The organism is Zobellia nedashkovskayae, from assembly GCF_015330125.1.
GTDB lineage: Bacteria > Bacteroidota > Bacteroidia > Flavobacteriales > Flavobacteriaceae > Zobellia > Zobellia nedashkovskayae.
This window is the reverse complement of record NZ_JADDXR010000002.1, coordinates 1,389,871-1,402,010: the sequence shown is the minus strand read 5'-3', so window position 1 is coordinate 1,402,010 and position 12,140 is coordinate 1,389,871. Positions and strand designations below refer to the sequence as shown.

11 protein-coding genes are annotated in these 12,140 nt (G+C 36.4%); 9 read left to right on the top strand and 2 right to left on the bottom strand.

Going from position 1 to position 12,140, the window contains the following annotated elements; all coding sequences use genetic code 11:
- Nucleotides 1–53: 53 nt before the first annotated feature.
- From IWB64_RS06050 to IWB64_RS06040, 3 genes are read left to right on the top strand one after another with little or no spacing between them, the layout of a single operon-like run.
- The gene (locus IWB64_RS06050; protein WP_194533151.1) at nt 54–383 is read left to right on the top strand and encodes a YtxH domain-containing protein; all 330 of its coding nucleotides are present in this window, start codon (nt 54–56) and stop codon (nt 381–383) included.
- A 3-nt stretch (nt 384–386) separates the two neighbouring features.
- A complete protein-coding gene (locus IWB64_RS06045) occupies nt 387–737 on the top strand; it encodes a hypothetical protein (protein WP_194533150.1) in 351 nt (116 codons plus the stop codon).
- Nucleotides 734–949, top strand: coding sequence for a DUF6327 family protein (locus IWB64_RS06040; RefSeq protein ID WP_194533149.1), 216 nt, complete (start codon nt 734–736; stop codon nt 947–949). The genes IWB64_RS06045 and IWB64_RS06040 overlap by 4 nt, the downstream gene beginning before the upstream one ends.
- Nucleotides 950–1,025: 76 nt before the next feature.
- Here the strand turns inward: IWB64_RS06040 and IWB64_RS06035 are convergent, their stop codons facing one another.
- Together IWB64_RS06035 and gltX are read right to left on the bottom strand one after the other, a co-directional pair.
- Complete coding sequence (locus tag IWB64_RS06035; RefSeq protein ID WP_194533148.1) at nt 1,026–1,955, bottom strand: SPFH domain-containing protein; 930 nt, start codon at nt 1,953–1,955, stop codon at nt 1,026–1,028.
- A gap of 156 nt (nt 1,956–2,111) precedes the next feature.
- Nucleotides 2,112–3,620 (bottom strand): glutamate--tRNA ligase, encoded by a 1,509-nt coding sequence (gltX, locus tag IWB64_RS06030; RefSeq protein WP_194533147.1) that lies wholly within the window; start codon nt 3,618–3,620, stop codon nt 2,112–2,114.
- Here gltX and IWB64_RS06025 point away from each other — a divergent pair.
- The 6 genes from IWB64_RS06025 (at nt 3,619) to IWB64_RS06000 (ending at nt 12,117) form a co-directional block, all read left to right on the top strand.
- Nucleotides 3,619–7,224 carry a DUF4175 family protein gene (locus IWB64_RS06025; RefSeq protein ID WP_226975820.1) on the top strand — a complete coding sequence of 1,202 codons (3,606 nt, stop codon included), beginning with the start codon at nt 3,619–3,621 and terminating at the stop codon, nt 7,222–7,224. The two genes, gltX and IWB64_RS06025, sit on opposite strands and share 2 nt — an antisense overlap.
- Nucleotides 7,217–7,636 (top strand): rRNA maturation RNase YbeY, encoded by a 420-nt coding sequence (gene ybeY, locus IWB64_RS06020; protein ID WP_194533146.1) that lies wholly within the window; start codon nt 7,217–7,219, stop codon nt 7,634–7,636. Before IWB64_RS06025 ends, ybeY begins: the two co-directional genes overlap by 8 nt.
- A gap of 74 nt (nt 7,637–7,710) precedes the next feature.
- The gene (mnmG, locus tag IWB64_RS06015; protein ID WP_194533145.1) at nt 7,711–9,579 is read left to right on the top strand and encodes a tRNA uridine-5-carboxymethylaminomethyl(34) synthesis enzyme MnmG; all 1,869 of its coding nucleotides are present in this window, start codon (nt 7,711–7,713) and stop codon (nt 9,577–9,579) included.
- Nucleotides 9,580–10,007: 428 nt separating this feature from the next.
- Nucleotides 10,008–10,427 (top strand): hypothetical protein, encoded by a 420-nt coding sequence (locus IWB64_RS06010; RefSeq protein ID WP_194533144.1) that lies wholly within the window; start codon nt 10,008–10,010, stop codon nt 10,425–10,427.
- Nucleotides 10,405–11,235, top strand: coding sequence for a class I SAM-dependent methyltransferase (locus tag IWB64_RS06005; RefSeq protein WP_194533143.1), 831 nt, complete (start codon nt 10,405–10,407; stop codon nt 11,233–11,235). Before IWB64_RS06010 ends, IWB64_RS06005 begins: the two co-directional genes overlap by 23 nt.
- Before the next feature lie 375 nt (nt 11,236–11,610).
- Complete coding sequence (locus IWB64_RS06000; RefSeq protein ID WP_194533142.1) at nt 11,611–12,117, top strand: OmpH family outer membrane protein; 507 nt, start codon at nt 11,611–11,613, stop codon at nt 12,115–12,117.
- The last annotated feature ends 23 nt before the right edge of the window (nt 12,118–12,140 follow it).

Sequence of the window (12,140 nt, the reverse complement as noted above, 5' to 3'; positions counted from 1 at the left end):
AAAATAATCACCTTATATTTTTAGTAGAATATTAATTTTAAAAAATACAGATTATGTCAAACGATAGTGGAAATGTTTTATTGGCCGTTATAACGGGAGCAATTTTAGGAGTAGGGGCTGGAATTTTATATGCACCGGCTAAAGGCGAAAAGACAAGAAAGAAGATTAAGAAGAACGCTCTGAAAACTAAAGACGATATCTCACACAGAATTTCTCAAGCAACAGATGAGTTAACCAAAACTGCTGAAGAAAAAAAGGTAGATTTTGAACTTAAGTTAGAAGATACTATTTCTAACATGAGCTACAAAGCAGACGATATTATCATGAGCTTAGAGAATAAGTTGGCCGAGTTAAAGAAAAAGAACGCTCAATTACAGAAATAGCATATGGCTTTTGAAGAACTAAAAGAGAGCATATCAGAAGCTGAAGCAAGTGCTAAGTCGTATATAGACAGTAGCACTGAGTTTTATAAGTTAAAGGCTTTTAAACTGCTTATGAAGGGTGTTACAGGGTTTGCCCAAGCAGCTTTTATAGGAATAGCTGTGGTTTTATCGCTTTTATTCTTATCCGTAGCCGCAGGTTTTTGGATTGGTGCCGAATTGGAGAATACGGCCTTAGGTTTTCTATGCGTAGGAGGGTTTTATATACTTCTAGGTATATTGGTTTTTGTTTTCCGTCGTTCTCTGGTAAAACCACTTATGGCTCGTTTTTCCGAACTTTATTTTGAAGAGATATGATACCAAAAAAATATACTTCTTTTAAGCAGATAAATCAAGATTTAAAAATCTTGAAACTACAGCAAGATATAGAACGCGAAAACCTAAAAATGCAGGTTCAGATAACAAAGAATAGTTTGTACCCAACGCATTTATTAGGTGGTTTTAGTGGCATTATTCAAAAACTAACTATTTCGATGGTAGCTAAAAAGCTATTGAAAAAGTTCAATTAAACCAAATATACAATACAAAACGGCCCTCAAGAATTTGTTCTTGAGGGCCGTTTTTTTGTTTTAGAAAAGTTTTATATTATTCTTTTTTCTTCTCTTTTTGCGTCTTTTTCATAGATTCACCAATCATATTGCTTGCGGTAAAGGACGCGACCATGTTATTTAGCATGTCACTACCAGCTTGTGGAGAGTTAGGTAAAAGAATTAAGTTCGTATTAGTTTCTTCCCCTATAGATTGTAACGTATCATAGTGTTGTGTAACTACGATTAGGGCAGAGGCCTCTTGAGAGTTTATACCCACCTTGTTTAAAACTTCAACGGATTCTTCTAATCCACGCGCTATTTCACGACGTTGATCAGCAATACCCATACCTTGAAGTCGCTTACTTTCTGCTTCAGCTTTAGCTTTTTCTACAATCAAGATACGTGCAGCATCACCCTCAAATTGTGCGGCTATTTTTTCACGCTCAGAGGCGTTTATACGATTCATAGCTTCCTTAACCTGTGCATCTGGGTCTATGTCCGTTACCAAGGTCTTAATGATGTCATAGCCATAATCTAACATAGCTTCCTGCAATTCGGACTTTACGGCAATGGCAATATCATCTTTCTTTACAAAAACGTCATCTAACTTCATTTTAGGCACTTCGGCACGTACTACATCAAATACATAAGAAGTAATCTGCTCATGCGGATACTCTAACTTATAAAAGGCATCATATACTTTCTCTTTAATTACTACATACTGAACGGAAACCTTAAGTTTCACGAATACGTCATCCAAAGTTTTGGTTTCAATAATTACATCTAGTTGTTGAATTTTAAGGCCCATTCTTGCTGAAATACGCTGTACAAAAGGTATTTTAAATTGAATTCCAGATTGTCGGACACTCGTAAATCTCCCAAATGTTTCTATTAAAACGGCCGTTTGCTGTTTAACAATAAAGACTCCGGAAAGCACCGTTGCAATGACGAAAAATATGATTGGTATCCAGATAAGATTTCCCATAATTTAGATTTTTTAGTTATTGATTGAATTTACGAAACGCTTCGTATATATGTAGTACTTTTCTTGAGTTTGTTACACTTGACTTCAATAAACGAAAAAGGAGCAGAGATTAGGGTTAACCAATTTCTGCTCCTTTTTAAAAAATATAAATCGATTTTAAGCTAAATCTGCAATCGCTTTTTGAATACGGGCAATGCTATCTTCTTTACCAATCATAGCCATAATATCAAATAAATGCGGGCCTTTCATATCACCAACAATTACCAAACGTAGTGGTGGCATTACTTTTCCAAAAGATAATTCTTGTTCTCCAATCCAAGCCTTTACAGTGGTTTCGACGTTTTCGGACGTGTAATCGGTAATTCCTTCTAATACAATTACCAAACGGTTTAAGATATCTGGGGTATCTTCTTTCCATTGTTTTTTGGCAGCCTTTTCATTGTATGAAGTAGGGGCTTCAAAAAAGTAGTCAGATAAGTTCCAAAAGTCAGAAACAAATACGGCACGCTCCTTAATCAGTCCAACAACTCTTTCAAGATAATCCTCCGACTTGTCATCAATTGAAACTGATTTAGACACTAGAATTTCAGCATAAAGGTCGGCCAATTCTTTGTTGTCCTTGCTTTGTAAATATTGTTGATTGTACCATTTGGTCTTATCAGGGTCAAAACGAGCACCAGACTTGTTTACACGTTGTAAACTAAAGGTTTCAACCAATTCATCAAGACTAAAAATTTCTTGTTCTGTGCCTGGATTCCATCCTAAAAGGGCTAAGAAGTTAACAACAGCTTCTGAAAAATAGCCTTCTTCTTTGTAGCCTTTAGACTCGTTCCAAGTCAGCGGAAATACAGGGAAACCCATTTTTTCGCCATCACGTTTGCTTAGTTTCCCTTTTCCTACCGGTTTCATAATCAATGGTAGATGAGCAAATTCAGGAGCTTTCCAGCCAAAGGCATCATATAACTGTTGGTGTAGCGCCAAAGATGGTAACCATTCTTCACCACGTATAACATGGGTAATTTCCATTAAATGGTCATCAACAATGTTAGCAAGGTGGTAAGTAGGCATTCCATCACCTTTAAATAGAACTTTATCGTCGAGAACGTTGGTATCTATATCAATGGTTCCGCGAACTATGTCTCTAAGATGTAATTTTTCATCTGGAGCCGTTAAAAAACGAACCACATAATCTTCACCCGCATCTAAGCGTTTTTGAACTTCTTCAGGTGTTAAGGAAAGAGAGTTATCTAATTTTAAACGGTTGTGCCAGTTATAAATAAAAGTCTTACCATTGGCCTCATGGTCTTTACGGTGAAAATCAAGCTTCTCTGCTTTATCAAAGGCATAGTAGGCCTTTCCGTTGGCTATTAGCTCTTCTGCATATTGCTTATATAAATGCTTACGCTCACTTTGTCTGTATGGGCCATAGTCTCCTTTTAAACCTGGGCCTTCGTCAAAAGTTAGTCCACACCAGTTTAGTGCGTTTATAATGTACTGTTCAGCACCTTCAACATAACGGTTTTGATCAGTATCTTCTATTCTCAGAATAAAATCACCACCGTGTTTTTTGGCGAAAAGATAGTTGAATAGGGCGGTGCGGACACCACCAATATGCAATGGCCCTGTTGGGCTGGGTGCAAAACGTACGCGTACTCTTTGGCTCATGGCTAAAAATTTATGGCGCAAAGGTATAAAAAGCACCCTAGCTCCCAAAGGTATACTTCTTAAACCGCGGTTATATGGGATAGATTGGTTGCTATATGCTCAGGTGCTTTTTTCCTTATCTTTACGTTATATGGAAGGTTACCAGAATATACTTCAGAAACTTAATGTTTTCGTTAGAAAGTACTATACCAAAATGCTCATAAAGGGCATGTTGCTTTTTATAGCGTTTGGTTTGCTGTTCTTTTTTGCTGTTTTGGGGGTTGAATTCCTCCTTTGGCTTAATTCTACAGGCCGTTTGGTGCTTTTATTGACATTCGTAGCCATAGAGCTGTGGTTGTTGTTTAAATACATTCTAACTCCCTTATTTTACCTTTTTAGATTAAAACAAGGTATTAACAACAGGCAAGCGTCCGTTTTAATTGGTAAGCATTTTCCAGAAGTAGGAGATAAGCTGTATAACTTAATAGACCTTGGTGAGGACAAAAACCAATCGGAATTATTACTTGCCAGTATTGATCAGCGAAGTATACGAATGAGCTTAATCCCTTTTACTAAAGCAGTAGATTTTCGGGATAACTTTAAATACCTAAAATACCTAGCTGTACCGGCTGTGATTCTATTGTTTATTTGGATAAGTGGAAACCTCACATCTTTTTTTGGTTCTGCGGACCGAGTTGTTAACTATAACTTGGCTTATGAGCCACCGGCTCCTTTTTCATTTTTATTGATGTCCAATGATATGAGTGTATTAGACTCAAAAGAGTATACTCTGGAAGTTACAACTGAAGGCAGTATTAAGCCAGAAACAGTATCTATTGTTATTGATGGCAAGCAATCCGTTCTACAGGAAAATAACGGTCGGTACCGATATACATTTACTCCGCCATTAAAAAGCGTGGAATTTTACTTCTTGGCTAACGGAATTCGCTCAAGAGCTTATGATTTAAAGGTGCTTAAGACCCCAGTTATAGGAGATTTTCAAATGAAATTGGATTACCCTAGTTATACAGGTAGACCATCTGAAACCTTAAAGAGTACGGGGAATGCACTATTTCCAGAGGGCACTAAGGTTACTTGGAGAATAGCCGGGGAGAATACAAAAACCATTCATTTAGTTACTAAGGATTCTGTTCAGGATTTTTCAAACGATAAAGGTATATTTTCTTTAGATAAACGGGTATATACAGACCTTGAATATGAGGTTACAACTTCTAATGAGAATGTAGTTGATTATGAGAAACTGGGGTATCAGTTCACAGTAATTAGAGATGCTTACCCAGCTATAAAAGTTAAACAAGTCTTAGACTCACTTAACCCTAATGTTGCGTATTACGCTGGTGAGGCTTCAGATGATTATAAACTGAAGAGTATAAAATTAGTTTGTTATGCTGATGATAATCCTGAAAACAAGCAAACTATATCATTAAGCAGCCCTAATAGTAATTTTAATCAGTTCTATTACACCTTTCCTTCTGGGCTTGAATTACAAAAAGACAAGAAATATAGCTTCTATTTTGAAGCAGTAGATAATGATGCTATCCACAAGGGAAAATCAACTAAAACACAAGTCTTCTCTCTGTCTTTATTGGATGAAGATCAATTACGTAACAAGGAACTAGAATCGCAACAGTCGTTAATTAACAATCTTGATAAATCTTTGGAAAAGTTCAAAGAACAGCAGGAAAACCTAAAGGATATTAATAAAGAACAGAAAGAGAAGAGCCAGTTAGATTTTACGGATCAGAATCAGGTTAAGGATTTTTTGAAGAAGCAGCAACAGCAGGAGAGTCAAATGGAAAAATTCAGTAAGCAGCTGAAGGAAAATCTAAATAAGTTAGATAGTGACGATAAGTTGAATAAACTACTCCAAGAACGTCTGGAACGACAGGAAATACAGGCAAAGAAGAATGAGAAGTTATTGGAGGAACTAAATAAGATCGCTGATAAAATTAATAAAGAAGAGCTTTCAAAACGGTTGGAAGAGTTGGGTAAGAAGCAGCAAAGTAGCAAGCGTAATCTTGAGCAGTTGTTGGAATTGACCAAACGGTATTATATTACAGAGAAAGTAGATCAGTTGGCTCGAGATTTAGAAAAATTAGCGGAGAAACAGGAAAAAGCTGCTTCCAATAAGGATGAGGAAAATAAAAAAGAGGAGCAAGGGAAACTTAATAAATCCTTTGAAAACCTAATGAAGGAGTTGGATGAACTTCAGAAAGATAACGAGGACCTAAAGAAGCCGCTTGATTTAGACCGCGACGAAGATAAGGAGGGTGATGTCAAGAAAGAGCAAGGAGAGGCTTTAAAAGAGTTCGAAAAGCAAGAATCAGAAGAATCTAAAGCACAGGAAAAGGAGGAATCCTCTAAGAAAGCAGAACAAAAGCAGAAGTCTGCTGCCCAAAAAATGAAGGAAATGGGCGAGCAGTTAAGTAAGTCTTCTGCCGGAGGTGGTAGCGAGTCTACCATGACTGAAGACGCGGAAATGCTTCGACAAATACTGGATAATCTAATCACTTTCTCTTTTAAACAAGAGTTGTTGTACGATAGTTTAGAGGATGTTGATTCTGACAGTCCACAGTTTTCTAACGCTATTCATAAACAACAAGAACTTCGTGAACTTTTTGAACATGTAGATGATAGTCTTTTTGCATTGTCCTTAAGACGTGCAGAACTTTCTGAGTTTGTTAATGAGCAAATTACCGAAGTGTATTATAATGTTGATAAGACCTTGGAGAGCGTAGCTGAGAATCAAATATACCAAGGTGTATCATATCAAAAATATGTGTTGAGTGCATCTAATAGTTTAGCAGATTTTCTTGCTAATATTTTGGATAATATGGAACAGAGTATGATGTCTGGAGAAGGGCAAGGAGAGGGCGAAGGTTTTCAGTTGCCGGACATAATTAAGGGACAACAAGAGTTAAAAGAGAAGATGGACGGTATGGGTAAACCTGGTGAAGGAAAACCCGGAGAAGGTAAGGCTGGAAAAGGTGAAGGTAAAGGTGAAAAAGGAAAGGGAACGGAAGAAGGTGAGGGTGAAGGAGATTCCAAAAAAGGTGAAGGCGAAAAAGCAGGAGAAGGACAAGGTGGAAGTAAGGGTGAAGGAGGCGAAGGTAAAAATGGCCGAGGTAAAGGAGGTCAAGAACAAGGTGGAGAATCTGGACAGGGGGGTAACGGACCGTCCGAAGCTGAATTGCAGGAGATTTATGAAATTTACAAAGAGCAGCAAATGTTACGTGGCCAATTGGAACAGCAGCTTAAGGACATGATGCATGCTGAAGATAAGCAACTAGCTCAAAAGCTCATTAAGCAGATGGAAGATTTTGAGAATGACTTACTTGAAAATGGGGTTACTCAGCGTAGCCAATCTAAAATTAATAACATTCAGTATCAAATGCTGAAACTTGAGAATGCAGCCTTAAAACAGGGCAAGAAACCAGAAAGGGAGAGTAATACAAATACCAATCAGTTTCAAAACCCCATTACTACTAAACCCTCATTATTAGAGAATTATCGGAATGAAATTGAGATTTTAAATCGACAAAGCTTACCTTTGCACCAAAATTTTCAAAACAAGGTTAAAGAATACTTTAAAAGCAATGATTGAGTTTCATTATAATACCAATTTTTCCTTAGAGAACGAACAAAAGTTTACTGATTGGCTTTCAACAGTCATAGATTCAGAAGGGGGTGTACTAAATCGGATTGATTATGTTTTTTGCGGTGATGAAGAGGTTTTGGAAATGAATAAAAAATACCTAGATCACGATACGTATACAGACATTTTGACGTTTGATTATACAGAGGATAAACTCATTGCTGGCGATATTTTTATATCTATAGATAGGGTTAAGGATAATGCCCATGAATTTAATATAATTTTTGAGGAAGAAATCCTTAGAGTTATGGCACATGGTGTGTTACATCTTTTTGGTTTTAAAGACAAATCAGAAGATGAAGTTGCTTTAATGCGGAGTAAAGAGAATGAGAAAATCAAATTGTTCCACGTGGAACAATAGAATATACCATTTGCTTTTTACTTAGTTTAGTATTTATAGTTTAGAGAGTAGTCACATTTTATATAGGAGAAGAGATGTTTGGAGAGGAGTATGATGTTATAGTTGTTGGTGGTGGTCATGCGGGAGCAGAGGCTGCAGCTGCAGCTGGAAATATGGGTTCAAAAACCCTTTTGGTTACCATGAATTTACAGACCATCGGTCAGATGTCCTGTAATCCCGCTATGGGAGGAATTGCTAAAGGACAGATAGTTCGTGAGATAGATGCATTGGGTGGAATGAGTGGAATTATCACGGATAAGTCTGCTATTCAATTTAAAATGTTGAACAAATCAAAAGGACCTGCAATGTGGAGTCCACGTGCTCAGAGTGATCGTATGCGGTTTGCTGAAGAGTGGCGTTTGGCTTTAGAGAATATACCAGGTGTAGATTTCTATCAAGAAATGGTTAGCGGTTTGCTAATTGAGAATGGAAAAGCAGTAGGTGTAAAGAGTTCTCTTGGTATAGATATTAGAGCTAAATCTGTTATCCTAACGAATGGTACTTTTCTAAATGGACTCATTCATATTGGAGAAAAACAGTTTGGTGGAGGTAGAGCAGGAGAGAAAGCTGCGACCGGAATCACAGAGCAATTATTACAATTAGGGTTTGAAAGTGGTCGTATGAAAACCGGAACGCCGCCAAGAGTTGATGGGCGTTCTTTGGATTATTCTGTTATGACTCCTCAGCCTGGGGATGCTATTCCTGAAAAATTCTCTTATTTAAAGACGCCAGTTTTAACTACACAGCGGGACTGTTTTTTGACGCACACAAGTGAATTAGTTCACGATGTATTGCGTGAAGGATTCGATCGTTCACCTATGTTCAACGGTAGAATAAAAAGTGTTGGACCACGTTATTGTCCTTCTATAGAAGACAAAATTAATCGTTTTGCTGATAAGAATAGTCACCAGATTTTTGTTGAACCAGAAGGTTGGGATACGGTAGAAGTTTATGTAAATGGCTTTTCTACTTCTTTGCCAGAGGATGTTCAATTTAAAGCTTTGCGTACTGTAAAGGGGTTTGAAAAGGTTAAGTTTTTTAGACCTGGTTATGCAATAGAATATGATTATTTTCCGCCTACACAGTTGAAGCATACGCTAGAAACTAAGCTGGTTGAAAATTTGTATTTCGCTGGTCAGATTAATGGAACTACAGGTTATGAGGAAGCAGCTTCACAAGGTTTAATGGCGGGTATAAATGCCCATCTTAAGGTTAATGAGAAAGAGGATTTTATATTAAAAAGAGATGAAGCGTACATAGGTGTTCTTATAGATGATTTGATTACGAAGGGCACGGAAGAGCCTTATCGCATGTTTACTTCTAGGGCAGAATATAGAACTTTGTTACGTCAGGATAACGCGGATTTAAGACTTACGCCTAAAGGTTATGAAATAGGTTTAGCTAAAAAAGAACGCTTAATTAGAATGGAGGAGAAGGAGTTAAAGTCTGATTCTTTCGTTAACTTTTTTAGAGAGACTAGTGTTAAGCCGGAAGAGGTAAATCCAATTTTGGATAGCGTTGATTCTGCTTTAGTTAAACAATCTGATAAGATGTTCAAAGTCTTTTCTAGGCCAAAAGTAACCATGAATCACATGCTTCAATTAGAGGCGGTTTCTGGTTTCGTAGAAGAGAATAATCTGGATAGGGAAGTGCTAGAACAGACGGAAATTCAAGTTAAATATTCCGGTTATATAGCAAAAGAAAAGAACAATGCAGACAAGTTATTGCGTCTTGAAAATGTAAAGATACCTGCTAATTTTGATTACTCGAATCTTAAATCTTTGTCTTATGAAGCACGAGAAAAACTGAATGCTATTCGACCAGTAACGATAGCTCAGGCGGCTAGAGTAAGTGGCGTGAATCCTTCAGATATTAGTGTGCTTTTAGTTTACTTAGGAAGATAAATTCAGCAACGTTCCACGTGGAACATGTGTATCTTCCATGCTATTTTCTTAATAAAAATAACACGGTGCTATAATAGCGATATATGCTCCATGGCCAATAAGAGGCGTGCTGGAGATTTGTATGTTGCGGTTAAGAAGTATTTAAAATAAAAGGGTTTCTCGTTTTGTCCTATTGTCAGGATTAACAAGAAATCCTTTTTCTTTTCCCTTAATATAGAACGAATGCAATGTCTTAAAATTGCTTTAGGCTCAGTTTTTATTGCAGTATAATTTTAAACAAAAACGGACTCGGAAATGAAACCTACTCTTCTTGTTTGTGCTTCGCCTTAATAGTTCATTCTTGTATTCCCGCCAGAATTGCACCGACGATAAAAGACAATAAATTAACCAAGGGAAAGAAATTTAAAAGAAGTCTTTCTAAACGGACCATGTTCATATTTGAGGCCCCGAAAGATGCGGGACATTTTTACAATTATGTGAACACAAAGTTTATGTTGAATGATGAAAATGTCTACGATGATATCCCGTTTCTTATTGAAGGTGAAAACTACATTTTTGCTTTTTATGAGATTGACATTCTATCTAAGGTTTTAAATTTAGCACCTGCAATTTTTAGAGCAACTTTGAATGCTGCATTAGATAATGAAGGAGATGATAATAATGTTGATAGTGAAGATATGTCGCGAACCGATAATTGGTATATTGCTATTGAAGTGTACAGTGATAAAGAAAAAGATTGCCTTCATCAAGATTCGTTTTCTAGAGAGCCAGTTTTAAATTATCTTCGGACTCTCAAAAAGGAATATCTTACCACGCACAACTATAATGAAACCGTTTTTAAAAATTAAGGACTTCTCAATTTCTGGTGAAAACTTTGAATTACTTTTAGATGAAGAACTAGAAATGTTGGTGACCAAACCCCAACCAAAAAATCTTCATAAGTATTACGAAAGTGATGCCTATATTTCACATACAGACGCTTCTAAATCTCTTCTTGATAAAATGTATCAAGCGGTCAAGAAATTTAGTTTGGCTCAGAAAGTGGCTTTGATAAATAAGTATGCAAACAAGAATAAAACCTTGTTGGATTTTGGTGCTGGAACTGGAGACTTTTTGTTGGAAGCCAAAAACAGAGAATGGTCAGTTCAAGGAATAGAGCCAAGTGAAGATGCAAGGGCTCGCTCACTTCAAAAAAAAATGGAGTTGCTTTCTAATATAGAGGAATTGCCCAACTCCAAATTTCAGGTTATTACGCTTTGGCATGTTCTGGAGCACTTGCCAAATTTAGATAAGCAAATTATAAATATCCTGAATCGGTTAGAAGATGATGGTACGCTCATTATTGCCGTTCCTAATTTTAAATCTTACGACGCAAAACATTATAAAGAATTTTGGGCAGCCTATGATGTGCCAAGACACCTTTGGCATTTTTCGAAAGATGCAATAAAAAGAGTATTTGCCAAACACGATATGGAATTAGTAAAAACAAAACCCATGTGGTTTGATGCTTTTTATGTTTCCATACTTTCTGAGAAATACAAAACAGGCAAACAAAATTTCATCAAAGCTTTTTTTGTTGGCCTATGGTCAAATAGTGTTGCTGTTTTCAATGGGCAACCTTCTTCAGTAATCTATATTCTTAAAAAGCAGTCATAAGCTTTCATTTTGGCTTAAAACTTATTTTAAGGGTTTTTAACGCTAGTTGAGAGGATGTAGCCTGTAACAGGGTGATTTGTTTGAAATCTCTCATGAGCGTCGTTTTTATGATGCCGTTTTTAATCATTTTCATTTATGGATACGTGTTTTTGCTATAAGTAATCCTTATGAGGTGTTTTTTAACCTTTTTGGGAGAAATAGAAATTACTTTTTTAATAATTGTTTCTTAAGTCACATTTATGAATAAGATGACAACAATTAGAAAAGCTTTTCTATTTTTGCGCAACTCGAAAATTAAATTCTTCTGAATTTAAGTAGGACAGATTTTAATATTAATTAGCGAAGAGTAAAAAGAAGATTAAAATAAATTGAATTATGAAAAACGTAGTAGTGGTATTTTTAATGTTGGTAGCAGTTTCTTGTCAACAAGAAAAAATTGGATTTGTAGATAATGTAAAGTTGATGGAAGAATATCAAGAGAAGATTGATGTTGAAGCTGCTTTTAAAGTAAAGGCTGATGCTCTTACAAAAAAGAGAGACAGTATTACGCAAGCTTTTCAAATGGAAGCACAAGCTTTTCAAGCGCAAGCTCAGAAGTTGCCTCAGCAAAAAGCTCAGGAACAATATGCAGCTATGCAACAGAGAGGTCAAATGATCGGTCAGCAATTACAACAAGAAGACCAACAACTTCAATTGATAGGCCAAACAGAAATGGATAGCATTATCGGTAAAGTAAAAAAAGAAGTAAAAGCATACGGTAAGTCTAAAGGCTATTCTTATATCCTTGGTGGTGGTGATGGCGGTAGTGTCTTATATGGTGCAGAAGCCAATGACTTAACTGCTGAAATCGTAAAACTTTTGAACGATAGTTACAAGAAGTAATTACCAATTACACTTATTAAAAA